Origin of the sequence: Francisella halioticida (assembly GCF_002211785.1) — a bacterium.
Taxonomy (GTDB): Bacteria; Pseudomonadota; Gammaproteobacteria; order Francisellales; family Francisellaceae; genus Francisella; species Francisella halioticida.
The window spans coordinates 326566-344238 of sequence record NZ_CP022132.1 but is presented as its reverse complement, the minus strand read 5'-3'; the positions used below and the strand labels follow the sequence as shown (position 1 = coordinate 344238).

The window sequence follows — 17673 nt, the reverse complement described above, 5'->3', positions numbered from 1 at the left end:
ATTAAAGATAATCCTTTTGTCTCTTTATGTTTAAGAGATTTATCAGCATTAGTTAATCTTATTTAAATAAAACTTTTGGAATATATTAACACATCTTTACTTTAAAGCTAAATACGTGTTAATTATTCTCATTTATATATGAATTTTACTATCTTGCTTTGCCTAGTATAGCAACACATAAGATTGTGTTTAGAAATAATAGTATACTCGGCAACATACACAAGAAATACATATAAAAATTTATTTGAGGATAAAATTTGAAGATTGAATAAATAGCTACAGCTAACCCAAATGTTGAAAAAATCAACTTACCGAGATTATCATAAATAATCTGAGGCCAACCCTCAACTTTATCAAAAACCTTGCTTGTAGGTTTCCAGCCTTGCGGCTTATTTAAATAATAATTTATTTCAGCTTTTATACCACACCAAAACACAAAAGATGAGAGCATAAACATTGACACATATATTTGTGATATTTTACTTAAAATATTGCCCTGAATATCTCCATACCAATAGTACCAGAAACTCAAAATAAATAACGGAACAAGAGTTATATTTACAATTAAAACAAATTGAGGGTTTCCTTTAGGAAAAAGCACTAAAAGTAAGGCAAATATTGGAAAACCTGAGGCTACTACCTTAAAAAGAAGATATAACATATCAAGCTTTACTCTAAAATGAAGATTTGGTGATTTAATTATCTTTGACATATGTTTATGCATAACTTGCATACCACCAAAAGACCATCTTAACCACATTTTCTCAAACTCTTTTAAGGATGTAGGCACCCATTCTCCTGTCTTAAGAAATACCGGTTTACTTGTAAAACCAGCCTCATAACATCTAAAACCAGCCGCAATATCTTCAGTTACCATCACTTGTGATTTATAATACTCTTCCCATTTAGATATTGCCTTAAGTGCTTTTTTATTCCAAATACCATTGTGCCCCTGATAATTACAATAACCATGCTTACCTACAAATTCATTAAAATATCTAATTGTATTTTGAAATATACTTGCTACCTTTGTAACTAAGTTAGTACTGTAGTTAGTACTTTCTATAAGAAAACTTATAAATCCTAATTTTGAATCTTTTTTAAACTCGGATAATCCCACCTTAAGTGCATTCGTTGGTAATGTAGAATCAGCATCTAGAAATAATACATAATCAAAACTAACGTTTTCCATAGCAATATCTAGATTTCGAGGTTTAAAACCTTCTGTGCCATTTCTATGAATAAATTTACAAGCTACACCATCATCCATATTTTTCTTGTTGACATACTTACGCCATTTAATAAAATCCTTATTATCCAAGTCACTATTATCTACAACTACTATTTCCTTTCTTTGTGTATGGTAATCTAAATTATATGCTGAATCAAAAGTCATTTTACAAACATCAAAAGGTTCATTGCGAGTTGTAATAACTACTGAACAACTAAGGTCAGATGTTTCTGTAACTAACTTATTTTTTTTTCTAAGCGACTGATATAAGCTGTCAATAAAACAGTGCAAACTTAGGATTATTCTATAACCTAATAAAAAAAATGTTGGTAAAAGGATAACTAGAACTGTTACAGATATAAATGGATGATAATTATAGTCCACCCCTAAAAAAGTCTGTGTCACATAAGCAACAAAGCCAAAGCTCAAAATGGCATATATAATGCCAATAAACTTAAGCTGATCTTTTTTTGAAGATATAAACAAATATAATAAAAATAAGAGTAATAAAGATAGTAAAATTATTGCTGCCATAAATCGTCCTGCAAACGAAACACTATATAATAATACAACTAGTATTATGAAGATTAATGTTCGTTTCATCTAAAAACCACAAAATCAAATGATATGGAATTCTACTGTAAAACAGTCTAAGTAACAATATTATATTTGACTTTATAATGCTTCTTTATATTTATTATATTCAAGCTGTACAGATTCACCTGGCTTCGGAGTTAGTAGACTTACGACTACTATTGCTATACAACTTAGTATAAATCCTGGCACCATAACATAAATCTTAAACCAGCCTCCAAGGCTACCTAATAGAGGTCCCCACGTCAAGACTACAATTGCTCCTACAATAATACCTGCAGCAGCTCCAAACTTATTCATACGTGACCAGAAAAGTGAGAATATAACAACACCCCCAAAAGAACCCCCTAAGCCAGCCCATGCATACCCTACTAAACTCAAAATTGTTGAATGAGGATTTAAAGAAATACATATAGCAACTATTGTTACTATCAGAACAATTAGACGACTTACATTCAGCTGTTCACGATGAGATGCATTCTTTCTAAGAAATTTAGCATATACATCAACAGAAAAGGCACTAGATAAAGATAATAGCTGAGCTGAAATTGTACTCATTACAGCAGAAAGAACGGCCGCTAATAATATACCCTCAACCCATGGATTAAAAAAGGCTGATGACAATTTTAAGAATACAGATTCAGGATTTATTTTATCACCATGATAATAAACTGCTCCTAAAATACCCGTACATGCTGCACCAATAAGAGCTACAATCATCCAAATCATACATATTGCCATAGCTCTATAAGTTTTATTTGGGTTTTTTATTGCCATAAATCTTACAATAATATGAGGCTGTCCAAAATATCCTAAGCCCCAAGCTAATAAAGATATAATAGTTATTAAAGGAACTCCTGAAGTTACATCATAAAAACCTTTAATATCAATACTAGATAAAATGTTTGTAGTTCCAGAGCTATCAAAATTTAAATAAACAACAATAGGAACTAATAGTAATGCAAATAACATTAATGATCCTTGGAAAAAATCAATCCATGATATTGCTAAGAAACCACCAACACAAGTATAAACAAATATTATAATAGCAGTAAGAAATAAAGCACTATGGTAAGAGATCCCAAACATAGAACCAAACAAAACACCTCCAGAAACAAAACCTGCTCCAACATAGGCAGTAAAAAAAACTACTAATACAATTGCTGTTATTGACCTGATTATTCCTGTATCATCGTGAAATCTATTTTCAAAATAAGCAGGAATAGTAATAGAGTCTTTAGCAATCTCTGTATAAACTCTTAATCTTTTTGCAATAACTCCCCAGTTAATAAAAGCACCGATACTTAATCCTAAAGGCAACCAAATTTGGTTAAAACCAGAGGCCATGAACGCTCCTGGAAGAGCCAATAACAACCAGGATCCCATATCAGAAGCTCCTGCACCTAATGCAGCAATAGGTGCACTCAAAGAACGGCCACCTAGCATATAATCAGAAACTTTTTTTGTTTGAAAATAAGAATACAAACCAATTGCAAAAATAATTGCTATATAGATCGCAAATGTGATCCAAAGAATATCTACTCGCATATATTTATCATTTTTTTTAAATTGCTAACAATCTATCATTTTAAAAATTATTTTTAAACCTTGTTCATTAGCATTATTAAGTTTATTTGCTAAATTAATTTAACTAAAACCTAATTTTAATTAAAACAGCAGTTAAAATTTAAGCCGATTTTAGAAAACTACTCATAAAGTGATATTTTACCTGACATAAGAATTCTTTAGAAAGAAACATTAATAATTTTTAAGACATAAACTTCTCTACGCCATCCTTAAAGTCAAAACTATGTTCAGCTGTAATATGACGCACTGTTTTTGTTGTAGAGCGCATAACAACACTATGAGTTACGGCAAAAGAACCTCTAAGCGAACTTTTTACTCTTTTAACTCCTTGTAACATATTTCCATCTGTAACACCTGTTGCAGCAAATAAAATATCTCCTGAAGCTAATTCATCAATATCATATTTTTTATCAAGATCTGTGACTCCCCACTTATGTGCTCTTTTAATTTCATCATCATCACTAAAAAGTAATCTAGCTTGCATCTGACCACCTAAACACTTAAGAGCTGCAGCAGACAAAACCCCTTCAGGGGCTCCTCCTGTACCAATAAAAACATCAATACCTGAACCTTCAGTTGCTGTTGAAATAATTCCTGAAACATCGCCATCATCTATTAAAATAACTCTAGCTCCACATTCACGAGCTTCCTTAATAATATGATCATGTCTAGGTCTATCCATAGTACAAACAACTAGCGCTGACACATGCACACCCTTGTGCTCTGCAATTCTTTTTAGATTTTCTGTTACAGAATCATCTAAATCAACAATCCCTTTTGGAACATTAATCCCTCCTACGGCAATTTTTTGCATGTATACATCAGGAGCATTTAAAAAACCTCCTTTATCTGCCATAGCTAGAACCGTAAGAGCATTTGCTCCACCTTTAGATGTAATAGTTGTTCCTTCAAGTGGATCTAAAGCTATATCAACTTCACACCCGCCGACACCAACTTTCTCACCTATATAGAGCATAGGAGCCTCATCTAGCTCACCCTCACCTATAACAACAGTCCCATTAATATCAACTTCATTAAGAGCTTTTCTCATTGCATCTACAGCTGCTTGGTCTGCAGCAATCTTATCTCCTCGACCCATCTGACTCCAAGATGCTAATGCGGCTAATTCTGTTACTCTAACTGCTTCAAGAGCTACTTTTCTATTCATTGTTTGATCCTTCTTGTTTTATAGTTTCTTAACTATAGGGGTTAAAAAGTTTTCTATTACATTCTTTAGTTGTATTAATTTACCATGAAAAAAATGTCCAACCTCATCCATCTTAACTAGAGTTAGATCAGACCTAACTCTTTTAAGGGTAAAATCAAAAACAGAGTCAGGATTAACTGTATCATCATCAATACCTTGAATAACCAGCCACGGAATAGTCGGTTCATCAAATCTAGTTAAATCAAATATATCAACAGCTGGAGCTATCGTTACAATTGCTACTACTTGATCCAGTTGGCTTAAACCTTTATACGCTATAGCTCCACCGAATGAAAAACCACACAGCAAAATTTTTTTTATGGGAGTATTATCAGCAATCCACTTACAGACAAAAAGTAAATCATCTAGCTCACCTTCTCCTTCACCATATTCACCCTGACTATGGCCAACTCCTCGATAATTAAACCTATATGACTGTATATTATGAGTTTTCATAGCTCTAGAAATAGTAGTTACAACTTTATTATGCATACTACCTTGATATAATGGATGAGGGTGACAAATAACAGCTACAACTTCTTGGTTAGAATCTTTCACCTTATCGTGAGCTAATTCAATTCTCCCAGCCTTACCTTGTATAAAAAAAGTATTCATAACAGCCTCAACTATAACCCTGGAGAAAGGTCACAATCCTCTAGTTTTATTAGCTTTGTTTTTTTAACAAACTTATATAAAAAATATAATATCACAAAAGCAAAAAATCCTACATATGTCGAGAAGAACTCAATAATAACACTTAGCCAACTTCTGCCTTCCATAGTCAAAATATTAACCCCTTGCCCAACTATTACAATACTTACTAAAGCTAATGCTATAATAGGAGCCCAAGGAAAAAACTTTGCCACGAAAGGAAGATCTTTTAGATTTTTATCTTGTTTAATATATGCTCTTCTAAAACGATAATGGCTTAACGCAATCGTAAACCACGCAATAAAGCCTGCTAAACTAGATATATTGACTAGCCATGTAAATATTTGACCACTCCCAACAAAAGAAACAAAAAAGAATGAGCAACCAATTAAACAAGTAATGAGTAATGCTATCATTGGGGTACCTTTAGAATTAACCGTAGCAAACACTTTGGGCGCATGATTAATTTCACCTAAATGCCACAACACTCTTGTAGCACTATACATACTAGCATTACATGCTGATAATATTGCCGTAAGTATTATCACATTCATAATAGTAGCGGCTGAATTTAACCCAACATTTTGAAACACTATGGTAAATGGACTAATTGAGACATCATTGTTTGCACCTGCTTTTATCAAAGAGGGATTATTGTATGGAATTAAGAAACTAATAATGACAACTGCTAATATATAAAAGATAAATAAACGCCAAAATGTTTGCTTGATTGCTTTTGGTATTGAAGTACTTGGATCTTTGGCCTCTCCAGCAGTTACACCAATAAGTTCACTACCCTGAAAAGAGAACCCCGCAATCATAAAAACAGATATGAAACCCCACCAACCATTATGAAATGGTGCATCTCCAATATTCCAGTTTTGAAATCCTACACTTGTATGATTACCTATTAACCCAAGTATTGATAAGAACCCGACTATGATAAAAATAATAACCGTTGAAACTTTTATAAATGATAACCAGTACTCAACCTCACCATAAACACGTACAGAGAATATATTCAAAGAAAAAACTAAAACAAAGAAAAAACCACTCCACAATAGTATAGAGCTTCCTGGAAACCAATACTGCATAATCAAACCTGCTGCAATAACTTCTGTAGCAACTGTTATAGCCCAGTTAAACCAATAGCTCCATCCTGTACTAAAACCTAAAGCTGGGTCAACATATCTAGTTGCATATTCACAAAATGTACCAGTAACTGGACTGTGTGCTGCCATTTCACCTAAGCTTGCCATCAAAAAATAAACCATTATCGCGATAATAACATATGCTAAAACTGTTCCCCCTGGGCCAGCATCAGCGATTGCACCGCCTAATGCAACAAATAAACCAGTACCTATACAGCCACCTAATGCAATCATTGACATATGGCGACTTTGTAAACTACGCTTAAGTTTTTGGGACATTAAACTTTCTTCTCCAACTATTCTTTTTAAAACTCGTACAACACAACAATTAAGACCTGATATCTTAATTTTCTTTTATAAGACACAATATTCATTATCTCATTAATGACATATAAATCAATTAACGTTCTCGTTGTCACGCACTTTTTTATTATCTTTTTGTAGAAAACATCTATTAAACTAACCATTCAGATGCTTTTTTTGATTGACGTACTATTCTTATCTCATTTTTTTTATAGATAACTTCAGCAGGTAATGTATGGCATAGGAAAAAAGGCATACTTTCTGTAAATCCGTACGCACCTGTTTGAGTAAATACTAAATAATCTCCAGCCTCTGTACTCTCAGGCAAAGCAACACTACCTAAATGATCTATTCCTGTACACAAAGGCCCATGAAGCTCCATAGTTAAGCTATTTTCACTATTAGTAGATATATTTGATACAGGGAAAGCTTGATTTGTTATAAAAGGACGACCCAAATGCTGACTTCCACCCTCTAAAACAAGCAAGTTTTTATCATAAACTTTTTTTCTATCTATCACTTGTGTCACATATACCCCACACTCACCAACAGCATAGCGACCTAACTCTAACCAGAAATCAACTTGTGGGTACTTTATCTTTAACTGGTTTAGAGTTTCTACAACATTTTCAACCTTCATCCTATTATCTTGATTATAATAAGGTATTCCTAGCCCACCACCAAGATCTATAACTTTTAGATCCATAGAAATTTGATCTGCTAACTCAACTAAAGTCTCTGTAATAATACTCCAAAGATAGAATAATTTTTCTACATCTAGAATATTTCCCCACTGGAAACAGTGTAAACCTATAATATTAACATACTCATTTTTTATAGGATTCTTAATAAAATAATTTTTCCACTCTACAGGAGATAATCCAAAAGGAGTCACACTATCTCCACCTAAAACATTCTTTTCAGAAGATATATTCCAGCTTATCTGAACACGAAGTAATGATGTAACTTGCACATTATAGTTTCTAGCTGCTTTTAGAAGGTCCTCATACTGTTGTATGCTCTCAAGAACAAAAATTCGCACACCTTTCTCAATAAAATAACAAATCTGCTTATATGATTTTGCTGGGCCTGTATTAAGGATATTTTTAGGATCTACACCCTGTCTTAAAACCTGATCTAGCTCCCCAGAACTGGCAACATCAAAAGATATCTCTTGATCATAAATACTTTGTATTATATTTGATAACGGATTAGCTTTAACTGCATACCAAAGCTTTACAGGCATTTTTTTTAAACTCTCTAGATTATCCTCTAATATATCTAAGTCATAGAGAAAAAAAGGACTATCTATTTCTTTTGCCAAACCAAGTAGATTCTCTTTATGTAAATCTAAAGAAAACATTAGCGTAACGCCTCTTCTAACGTCAAGGCTTTATCACTTTTATCATCACGATATTTGATAATGACTGGACAATAAGATTGTAAACCATATTTTTTTGCCCAACTTGTATTTATTGGTCGTGAGCCAGGCACAACAATAGCTCCTTCAGGAATTTTTTCTCCTTTTTCTAGTACTCTTTCATTAACGCTATCATAAACCCTAACACTTCTTGATAAAGAAACAGATGGTGCAATTACAGATCTTCTACCTACTATAATACCTTCAACAACAATAGCTCCAGCACTTACAAATACGTCATCTTCTATTATCACAGGATTCATCCCTACTGGTTCAAGAACACCTCCAATCTGTACTCCCGCAGATAGATGAACATTTTTACCTATCTGAGCACATGAGCCAACTAGAGCATTACTATCAACCATAGTTCCCTCATCGACATAAGCTCCTGTATTGATGTATGATGGCGGCATAATAATAACTGATGGTGCAACATAAGCTCCTGCTCTAACAGATGATCCACCAGGAACCATTCTGACGCCATCTGATTTACTAAACTTACGAGGAGCTAAATTATGCTTATCAACAAAGCCTATGTAACTCCCATTATAATCCATATTAACACCTGCTCTAAAAGCTTCTAGAATTGCTTTTTTGACCTTAATATTTACTTGCCAGTTTCCATCATCTAACTGCTCTGCTGCTCTTATCTGCCCTGATTGAAGTCCATCTAAAGTTTCCTGCCATCCCATAAATTCTTTCTCCTATTCTTTTTATCCTATAAAATTTGCATAGCTTGCTTTAACTAAATTATTTGCTTTTTTTAAATTTGTAATATCAGTTAACTCTTCAGCCACTAGAGGAGCTCTTAAAGTATTAGATTTTATTACGCCATTATGTTCAAGCCATACTTTGACTGGAATAGGATTAGCAACCTCAAAACAAGCCTTTGTAGCATCTCTCCATGTTTGACAGTAATCTTCTTGTATAGTTTTATTTACACTTTCCTTAACATAGCTTTTGACTTGTTTTGGCCAAATATTTGATATCACAGATATTAATCCAACAGCGCCATAATTAGATAATTCAGGCAGTATCCCATCTTCACCACTGTACATTCTTAAATTTGGAGCTATCTCAGCATATTTTGCAAAACGCTCATAATCACCTGAGGCTTCTTTAATTGCCCATGCATTTTTATGATCTTTTATCTTCTCTAATGCTTCATAACTTAAATTCACACCAGTTCTAGATGGAACATTATAAAAAACACATGGTTTTTGAGCTACATCAAGCAAACTTCTAAACCAGTTGATTTGACCAACAGTCCCAGGCTTAGCATAAAGAGGAGTTACTAATAAAAAGCAATCAACTTGCTGGTTATTACAAAACTCTATCCAACTAATTTGTTGCTCAAGTCTTGATCCTCCCACACCTACCATTATTGGTGTACTTAGTCCTAATGAACATGTAAATTTAACCACTTCACGCTGCTCTTCAAAACTTAATGCTAATGCCTCTCCCGTACTGCCTAAAATTAATATTCCACAATCAGATTGTGCCTGATATTTTAGTATTCTCTCAAAGCTACAATAATCAATTTCGCCATTATCAAGCATTGGTGTCACTATCGCTGTATATAAATCTCTATTAATATTCATTTGCATACTCCTTAGCAACTAGCTCTTCAAACTGAAAAAAACCAAACAAGTTGTGGTTTTGAATAGCATATTTAGCAGCCCAAATAGCTCCTTGAGCAAAAAGCTTTCGATCATGCGCAGTATGCTTTAACTCAATAGTTTCATATTCATGATTTAGTTTTGTTTCATGAATTCCCCTTATATCGCCAAAGCGCTCAGATGAAATAGTACAATTTTCAACATCAAGCCATTTTTGCCAAGATACTGCTGTACCACTTGGAGCATCTATTTTTTTAGTATGATGAGTTTCTTTTATTGTGTACTCTAGCTGGGGTATCAAATGCTTAATTTTACCTAATGAATTTAATGCTTCTTTAATAAAAACCATTGATAAACTAAAATTATTAGCAATAATCCACGCTTGCCTATTGGCATTAATTTTTTCAACAATATCTTGTGTATAGTTAATACCTGTTGTCCCACAGATAATTGGCGTTTTTGTTTCTAATAAAACTGGCAATATCTTTGCTAATACTTCGGCAGAAACAAATACAATAACAGCATCAGCACTATTAAGTTTTTCAGTCACCACAGCATTATTTGAATCAAAAATTTCATAAATATTATCATTACCTAGTAAATCTATAACCGCCTGGCCAGTATTACCTTTTCCTACAACTGCAATTCTCATACCTATACCCCTTTTTCAAAAAACTGATTATAAATCTTTTGCACGACTTGGGATGACTCACTTTGGTCAACTAATAAACACATATTGTGACCACTGGCTCCATGACTAAGTAAACGTATATTGTGATCAGATAACTCAGAAAATATTCTCGAACTAATATTTTTTGTCTGATGAATATTATTGCCAACAATAGCTACTAAAGACAAATCCTCATCAACTTTTATTTCAACATCACCAATCTCATTAAGCTCTTCTAGCAAACTTGGTGTAAGTATAGTATTTCCTATTGATTGGCTACCAATATGATCTAGGGTTAAAGCAATACTTACTTCACTTGTAGTCACAAGATCAATGCTTACTTTATGATTAGCCAAAACTTGAAAAACCTTAGCTAAGAAACCCTGGGTATGAACCATATCATAGCTTTTTATCGTCAACAAAACTTGGTTTTTACGTTCAGCAACAGCTCGAACAACTGGAAGATCTTGATCTAGATTTTTTGTAATCCAGGTTCCAGGATTATCTGGATTAAAAGTTGACCCTATAAATACATTTATATTACTACGTATTGCTGGCCATAAAGTGCTTGGATGTAAAACCTTTGCGCCAAAAGTTGCTAATTCAGAAGCTTCATTATAAGACATTTTATCTATTGATACTGCACTTGGTATAACTCTAGGATCTACTTGATATATACCTGGAACATCAGTCCAAATCAACAAATCTTTTGCGTCTAGGGCCTCGGCAATTAGAGCCGCAGAATAATCACTACCTCCTCGACCTAGAGTGGTCGTCAGACCTTGAGAATCTTGTCCTATAAACCCTTCTGTTACAACTATATTTTCTTCAATCAATGGTACTAATGTCTGCTGCACACTTAAGCAAATATTCTTTGTAATAGGTTTTGCTTGACCATAGTGACTATCTGTTTTGATAAACTCTGTTGCTCTTAAATATCTAGCTTTAACACCTGACTGGACTAAAAACTGAGTCACTATTGTTGCTGAAATTAATTCACCAAAAGATAATATTTCATCTGAAAGCTGAGGGGTTTTTAATCTTAAAGATAATTTTGCAAGAGATTCTAAATCTTTTAAAACCTCATTTATTCTTATTGAAATTCCTGGATTTTTAATGTGCTTTAATATTGGATAAATAATATTTTCTATTTCATGAACTGTCTCTTGTATAGATTTATCACTATCACAATACGTTACAAGATTTACTAAAAGATTAGTTACTCCTGACTGAGCACTTACAACAACTACTTTAACTTGAGATGTATTTTTTATAATCTCAATACATTTTCTAATTGACTCAATATTAGCGACACTTGTACCGCCAAATTTTGCCACATTTATTTGATCTTTCACAAAGTTCTCCATGTTTTCACTAGTGTGGGGAAACTGAGACTTTGCAAAATTAATGCTTAGACCGAAGCGCCCCACGTTTAAGTTCAACGTGACAGTCCTGCTACCTTTCAGCATCAGACCCAAGAACATAGCTCATAACTTCTACATTCTTTCGGCACAATCTTTAGAAATCTAATCATCATTAAGCGTTATGGCTTTCAGATTAGCATTATAGACTGTGCACCTCTTCTTTAAAATTACGTTAGTAAGAAAACTTACTGATCTTGAGTCTAACATAGTAAATTAAAAGCTGTCAAACCCTATTTAGCATTTTTATAATATAAAATTAACAATTATTTTTTCTTTGAAGAATTTATGTATGCTATTTATAGCAAATAAAAGGTTAAGAGATTAATATGATAATATAAAGTTTTTAAATCGTTTAATAGCCTCTTCTAAAACATTTTTTTCAGCCGCAGCACTAATTCTAATATGTCCAGCTAAGCCAAAAGCACTTCCATGCATAACACCAACAAAAGTCTCTTCTAAAAGTTTTATACAGAACTCCTCATCTGTAATCTGCATTTTTAGTAAAATTTCACTTATATCTAAAAATATATAAAAACTACCTTGAGGCATAAAAACTTTAACTTCATCAATCTCTTTTAAATTATTAAAAACAAAAGAAACTCTCTCATGATACTCCTGATTCATATATTCAAGATCTGCTCTTTCTAATTTTAAAGCCTCAATTGCTGCAATTTGTGAAATTGAACAAGCACATGATAAGGATTGTGACTGAAATTTCTTTATAGCATTTATAAATTCCGAAGGTGCCAAAATATGGCCAACACGCCAGCCTGTCATTGCATAATTTTTTGCAACTCCACTGGCAACTATTACACGATCTTTAAGTTCAGGGCAAACCTTTGTAATAGTAATAGGTGCCCTATCCCAATAGATTTGATCGTATATCTCATCACTAATTAATACAATATGTGGATATTTCTTTATTAGCTGAGCCAAAGCCAGCATAGTAGATTCTGAATAAATAGCTCCTGAGGGATTATTAGGAATATTTATTAAAATAGCCTTAGTCTTTGGAGTTATTAAACCTTCTAGTTTGTCAATATTTGGCTCAAAACCATTTTCAATACTAGTTCTCAAAATGACTGGAATACCTCCTGAGAGCATTATCATATCAGGATAGGAAGTCCAATATGGCGCCATATAAATGATCTCATCTCCATCATTAATAATACAATTAAATATATTATGAAGGCTATGTTTAGCTCCAGTAGTAACGCATACTTCATCAAGTTTATAATGTACTCCATAATCATTACTATAACGATTTACTATTGCTTGTCTTAAAGCTTTATACCCATCTACAGTCGTATATTGTGTATGATTATTTTTAATTGCCTCAATACCCGCATTTTTTATCACATCAGGTGAGCTAAAACCAGGTTCTCCAACGTTTAAAGAAAGAATCTTTTCTCCTTTATCAACAAGCTCTTGCACTTTAGATGACATTAGTGCTGTTGCTGAGGGGTTAATATTTGTTACGCGATTACTAACTTGTATAGTCATTTATCTTTCCATTCTCCATTCATTCACCAATATAAAAAAACTAAGACTTTGCAAAATTAATGCTTAGATCGAAGCGCCCCACATTTAAGTTCAACGTGACAGTTCCACTACCTTTCAGTATTAGACCCAAGAATATAGCTCATAACTTCTATACTCTTTCGGCACAGTCTCTAAAAATCTAATCATCACTAAGCACTATGACTTTCAGATTAGTATTATAGACTATGCACCTCTTCTTTAATTACTTTAGTAAGAAAGCTTACTCAATTTGAGCCTAACATAATAAATTAAATTCTGTCAAATACTATTAAGCATTCTTATGATAGGTAATGAAGCAGTTTAAGGAGAAACTTTATAATCTTTTATCAATAGACTTTCGAATCCTAGATGATATTTATACAACTACTGAAGATTAAAATCAAAGTTGCTGACTCTCATAACTCTCTGTTTCAATGGTTTTTTTACTCCGCTCATACATGACCCAATACACAATCCAGGTGCATATATATACAAAAATTCCGCAGAAAATTACATCACTAAAAAAGTGTCCTCCTTGAGCCATTCTCATTAAACCTAAGCCCCCACCTGCTAATATAGCTATTGAAAAAGCTAAAATCTTCTTCTTGCGTGTAGCTGCAAGAGGCATTAAAGCAAAAAGCCAGAATCCCATAGATGCATCCCCGCATAGAAAAGAACAATTAGTAGAACATTGATTAGATATAACAAATGGTTGTTGAAAAATCTTATCTCCATCAAATTGTTGTACCATATACGGTCGAGGCCTACCCCAATGATTTTTAAAAACAGCGTTCACAACAAGTCCTGGCCCTATCCATAAGCACACAGCTATAAAAAATATGACTTTCCTATTTTTTATCCTAAAAGCCTTAATAAACAATGAGCCAAGTAAAAATAAAATAACCGCTATAGAGAACACTATTGGAAACTTAATAGCAAATTTATGTAAAAATCCAAAGAAACCATGATTGGCACTAGCAGCAAAACCATATGAAGGATTATAAAAATCACTTGCTAAAGTTAAATCTAAATGAGGAAATATTAAAAAGAATACCCAAGCGCAGAAGCAAACAATAAAACCTACTATTATATGAAATTTTGCCAAAATTTATCCTTAATTACACACATACTTAATAAATTAGTACTATAGTTTAACATTTTTAAACTTTTTTTGTTAGAATTGTGAATTAGTTTTATGATTAAATAATATTTTATTTATAAGTTAATATGACAGACAATAACACTAATAATACAAACAAAACTCATGCTATTGGTAGACTAAAGATAACATTAGTCGTTATTTTAGCGGCAATTGTAATATATCTTTTCATAGCATTATTTAGCTATAATATAAATGATCCTGGCTGGAGTAGTATTTCCTCAGAAACAACTATTAAAAACTACGCAGGGCCTGTTGGGGCTTATATAGCAAGTTTTATACTCTCAATATTTGGAGTAGTTGGTTTTGTTATTCCTTTTGTATTTATCGATTTTATTAGAGTATTGCTGATAAAAAGAAAAGAACAAAATCTTAGCTACCTGATGTTCACTATTAAAACAATAGGTATTATATTTTTTATCCTATCGTGTTGTGGTATTGCTGAGCTATATTTTAGTTTTGCTAATTACTGGATGCCCCAAAGATCTGGAGGGATTTTTGGCTATGAGACAACAAAGATTTTCATTAAATATTTTGGTACTGTTGGCGGATCATTTGCACTATTAGTATCTTTATTTATAGGCTTAACACTTTATTCTGGTACCACATGGTTACATTTAGCTAAAAAAATTCTTTCCGTATTTGGTAAGTCTGTTAGTCATGTAGCAAAACCTAAAAATAATAAGGATATTACAAATATTAATGACTTTGCAGATTTTAACAATAAAACCAATACCTCTCCACTAACTCAAGATAAAACTTCAACTTCAATAGCTCTTAATGAAAAAAAAGAATCTCCTAGCGAAGATGTCTTCAAAGAAATATTAAAAAATTCTAAAGATAATGATGAACTTTCATTTAAAGACTTTAATAATAAGCTAGCTCAAGATGAGCTGTCACTTACAAACCCAGAACAAAAAAAAAATAATCCCATAGTAGATATTAATACTGTAAAAACACAAAAAGAGCATACATCGCAAGCATCAAAAGTAAATAACTTTAAAAAAGATTGCCTTCCCACTGTCGATCTACTTATTGAACCTGAAGAAAAAAAAATAGCAGTATCCCAAGAACAACTAAAAGGGACGTCTTCTCTATTAGAACAAACTCTAAATGACTTTAACATAAGTGCTAAGGTTGTCGCTGCATATCCAGGCCCTGTTATCACAAGATATGAAATAGATCTAGCAAGAGGAACAAAAGTTAGTAAGCTTACAAATATAGCTCAAGACCTAGCTAGAGCTCTCTCAACGACCGCCGTTAGAGTTGTTGAAGTGATACCTGGAAAACCTTATGTTGGATTAGAATTACCAAACCCAACCAGACAAATGGTTCGCATAAAAGAAGTTTTATCTGCTCCAGAATTTTTAAAATCCAGAGCTTCAACCTTAATGGGAATCGGCGTTGATATTTCTGGAAAACCTACATTTGTTGAACTTGCAAAGATGCCTCATCTATTAGTAGCTGGAACAACAGGTTCTGGTAAATCGGTTGGTGTTAACTCTATGATTATCAGTATGCTTTATAAATGTACTCCTGATGAGTTAAAATTTATCATGATTGATCCTAAAATGCTTGAATTATCTATTTATGATGGCATTCCCCATCTTCTAACTCCTGTTGTCACAAATATGACAGAAGCTGCCAATTCTCTACGCTGGTGTGTTAAAGAAATGGAAAGACGCTATGCTCTTATGTCTGCAGCTGGTGTTCGAAATATTGCTCTATTAAATGACAAAATAAAACAAGCTGAAAAATCTGGTAGGCCTTTAAAAGACACTATGTTTATCAAAATGAATCCAGAGCGTGCTCATGAAGCACCTACTCTTACAAAGATGCCATACATAGTCGTCGTTGCTGATGAGTTTGCTGATATGATTATGGTAGTAGGTAAAAAAGTTGAAGAGCTTATTGCAAGACTAGCTCAGAAAGCTCGTGCAGCCGGAATTCATATAATATTAGCAACCCAAAGACCTTCTGTTGATGTTGTAACTGGACTTATAAAAGCAAATATCCCTACTAGAATGTCCTTCCAGGTATCATCTAGAATAGATTCTAGAACCATACTTGATCAACAAGGTGCAGAACAGTTACTTGGCCAAGGTGATATGCTATATCTAAAACCTGGGTTTGGTGCTCCTATGCGTATCCATGGTGCTTTTGTTGATGATAATGAAGTACATAGAGTTGTTGAATCTTGGAAAGAATATGGTCAACCAGAATATGTTCAAGATATTTTAGAATCTATTGAAGAGTCTGAAAACAACTCTGCAAATGGAGAAGATAATAGTGAAGATCCTCTATATAATGATGCAATTGAAATAGTTATAAAAACTCAAAAAGCATCAATATCAGCTGTCCAACGTAAACTTAAAATAGGCTATAACCGTTCTGCAAGATTAATGGAAGAAATGGAAGAAAATGGTATAGTTTCAGAAATGAATCAAAATGGCATGCGTGATGTGCTAGTAAAAAGAGAATCTTAAATGAAAAAATTAATTCTATTATTAATAACAATTTTTATTAGTGTAAATATCTGTTTTGCTGATGCTGCAGATAGTCTTGTTAAGAAAATTAGAAGTATCAATTCTATGACTGCTGATTTCAGCCAAAGACTTATTAATAACCAAGATGATAATATCACTACACAAGGCAAAATGAGTCTTAAAAAACCTCAATTTTTTAGATGGATTATAACATTACCAAACAACCAACAAATTATTTCTAATGGTAAGAAGCTTTGGATTTATGATGGTGATCTTGAACAGCTTATTATAAAAAAAGTATCAAATAATATTGCCCAATATCCATATCTTATACTTTTATCAAAAAATACAGATAGCATTGATAAATTATTTACGGTAAAAGAAAAAAATGATAATAGCTATGTTCTTAAACCTAAAAGTGATGAAATGATAAATAGCATAGTAATCAAGTTTGATAATGAGAATAAACTTAAATCACTAGATATCTCGACTTCACTAAATCAATTTACCCAAATTAAATTTTCTAATGTTAAAGATAATGCCTCTCTTAACAATACTCTTTTTAATTTTAAAGTACCTAAAAATACAGATGTAATTAATGAAACAAAAGCTTAAATAACCACTGCTTCTTATCATCGTTTATATGATCA

At 32.7% G+C, this 17673-nt stretch carries 14 protein-coding genes and 2 riboswitches; of the genes, 2 read left to right on the top strand and 12 right to left on the bottom strand.

Going from position 1 to position 17673, the window contains the following annotated elements:
* Positions 1-148: 148 nt before the first annotated feature.
* The 12 genes from CDV26_RS01840 to lpxF form a co-directional block, all read right to left on the bottom strand.
* On the bottom strand, positions 149-1834 hold the full coding sequence (locus tag CDV26_RS01840; protein WP_088771849.1) for a glycosyltransferase family 2 protein: 1686 nt from the start codon (positions 1832-1834) through the stop codon (positions 149-151).
* Between the two features lie 72 nt (positions 1835-1906).
* Positions 1907-3373 carry a sodium/proline symporter PutP gene (gene putP / locus CDV26_RS01835; protein ID WP_088771848.1) on the bottom strand — a complete coding sequence of 489 codons (1467 nt, stop codon included), beginning with the start codon at positions 3371-3373 and terminating at the stop codon, positions 1907-1909.
* 220 nt (positions 3374-3593) lie between these two features.
* Positions 3594-4580 carry a class II fructose-bisphosphatase gene (gene glpX, locus CDV26_RS01830; RefSeq protein WP_088771847.1) on the bottom strand — a complete coding sequence of 329 codons (987 nt, stop codon included), beginning with the start codon at positions 4578-4580 and terminating at the stop codon, positions 3594-3596.
* Between the two features lie 18 nt (positions 4581-4598).
* The gene (locus CDV26_RS01825; RefSeq protein ID WP_088771846.1) at positions 4599-5234 is read right to left on the bottom strand and encodes an alpha/beta hydrolase; all 636 of its coding nucleotides are present in this window, start codon (positions 5232-5234) and stop codon (positions 4599-4601) included.
* Between the two features lie 11 nt (positions 5235-5245).
* Positions 5246-6700, bottom strand: coding sequence for an amino acid permease (locus tag CDV26_RS01820; protein ID WP_088771845.1), 1455 nt, complete (start codon positions 6698-6700; stop codon positions 5246-5248).
* Positions 6701-6875: 175 nt separating this feature from the next.
* Positions 6876-8087: a PLP-dependent decarboxylase gene (locus CDV26_RS01815; RefSeq protein WP_088771844.1), complete on the bottom strand. Its 1212-nt coding sequence runs from the start codon at positions 8085-8087 to the stop codon at positions 6876-6878.
* Positions 8087-8836 carry a 2,3,4,5-tetrahydropyridine-2,6-dicarboxylate N-succinyltransferase gene (locus tag CDV26_RS01810; protein WP_088771843.1) on the bottom strand — a complete coding sequence of 250 codons (750 nt, stop codon included), beginning with the start codon at positions 8834-8836 and terminating at the stop codon, positions 8087-8089. Before CDV26_RS01810 ends, CDV26_RS01815 begins: the two co-directional genes overlap by 1 nt.
* Positions 8837-8857: 21 nt before the next feature.
* A complete protein-coding gene (gene dapA, locus CDV26_RS01805; RefSeq protein ID WP_245806478.1) occupies positions 8858-9745 on the bottom strand; it encodes a 4-hydroxy-tetrahydrodipicolinate synthase in 888 nt (295 codons plus the stop codon).
* Positions 9735-10415: a dihydrodipicolinate reductase C-terminal domain-containing protein gene (locus CDV26_RS01800; RefSeq protein WP_088771841.1), complete on the bottom strand. Its 681-nt coding sequence runs from the start codon at positions 10413-10415 to the stop codon at positions 9735-9737. Before CDV26_RS01800 ends, dapA begins: the two co-directional genes overlap by 11 nt.
* Before the next feature lie 2 nt (positions 10416-10417).
* Positions 10418-11788, bottom strand: coding sequence for a lysine-sensitive aspartokinase 3 (lysC, locus tag CDV26_RS01795; protein WP_245806477.1), 1371 nt, complete (start codon positions 11786-11788; stop codon positions 10418-10420).
* Between the two features lie 56 nt (positions 11789-11844).
* Positions 11845-12024: riboswitch (Lysine riboswitch) on the bottom strand.
* A gap of 154 nt (positions 12025-12178) precedes the next feature.
* Positions 12179-13360: a pyridoxal phosphate-dependent aminotransferase gene (locus CDV26_RS01790; protein ID WP_088771839.1), complete on the bottom strand. Its 1182-nt coding sequence runs from the start codon at positions 13358-13360 to the stop codon at positions 12179-12181.
* A 63-nt stretch (positions 13361-13423) separates the two neighbouring features.
* Positions 13424-13603, bottom strand: a riboswitch (Lysine riboswitch).
* A 175-nt stretch (positions 13604-13778) separates the two neighbouring features.
* Positions 13779-14483, bottom strand: coding sequence for a lipid A 4'-phosphatase LpxF (gene lpxF, locus CDV26_RS01785; protein WP_088771838.1), 705 nt, complete (start codon positions 14481-14483; stop codon positions 13779-13781).
* A gap of 122 nt (positions 14484-14605) precedes the next feature.
* Between lpxF and CDV26_RS01780 the strand changes: the two genes are divergently transcribed.
* Positions 14606-17023 carry a DNA translocase FtsK gene (locus CDV26_RS01780; RefSeq protein ID WP_088771837.1) on the top strand — a complete coding sequence of 806 codons (2418 nt, stop codon included), beginning with the start codon at positions 14606-14608 and terminating at the stop codon, positions 17021-17023.
* Positions 17024-17638 carry an outer membrane lipoprotein periplasmic chaperone LolA gene (gene lolA / locus CDV26_RS01775; protein ID WP_088771836.1) on the top strand — a complete coding sequence of 205 codons (615 nt, stop codon included), beginning with the start codon at positions 17024-17026 and terminating at the stop codon, positions 17636-17638.
* Positions 17639-17673 lie beyond the last annotated feature (35 nt).

Coding starts and splice junctions, on each gene's coding strand:
- CDV26_RS01840 (WP_088771849.1), bottom strand. CDS start 1,834: ATGAAACGAACATTAATCTTCATAATACTAGTTGTATTATTATATAGT.
- putP (WP_088771848.1), bottom strand. CDS start 3,373: ATGCGAGTAGATATTCTTTGGATCACATTTGCGATCTATATAGCAATT.
- glpX (WP_088771847.1), bottom strand. CDS start 4,580: ATGAATAGAAAAGTAGCTCTTGAAGCAGTTAGAGTAACAGAATTAGCC.
- CDV26_RS01825 (WP_088771846.1), bottom strand. CDS start 5,234: ATGAATACTTTTTTTATACAAGGTAAGGCTGGGAGAATTGAATTAGCT.
- CDV26_RS01820 (WP_088771845.1), bottom strand. CDS start 6,700: ATGTCCCAAAAACTTAAGCGTAGTTTACAAAGTCGCCATATGTCAATG.
- CDV26_RS01815 (WP_088771844.1), bottom strand. CDS start 8,087: ATGTTTTCTTTAGATTTACATAAAGAGAATCTACTTGGTTTGGCAAAA.
- CDV26_RS01810 (WP_088771843.1), bottom strand. CDS start 8,836: ATGGGATGGCAGGAAACTTTAGATGGACTTCAATCAGGGCAGATAAGA.
- dapA (WP_245806478.1), bottom strand. CDS start 9,745: ATGAATATTAATAGAGATTTATATACAGCGATAGTGACACCAATGCTT.
- CDV26_RS01800 (WP_088771841.1), bottom strand. CDS start 10,415: ATGAGAATTGCAGTTGTAGGAAAAGGTAATACTGGCCAGGCGGTTATA.
- CDV26_RS01790 (WP_088771839.1), bottom strand. CDS start 13,360: ATGACTATACAAGTTAGTAATCGCGTAACAAATATTAACCCCTCAGCA.
- CDV26_RS01780 (WP_088771837.1), top strand. CDS start 14,606: ATGACAGACAATAACACTAATAATACAAACAAAACTCATGCTATTGGT.
- lolA (WP_088771836.1), top strand. CDS start 17,024: ATGAAAAAATTAATTCTATTATTAATAACAATTTTTATTAGTGTAAAT.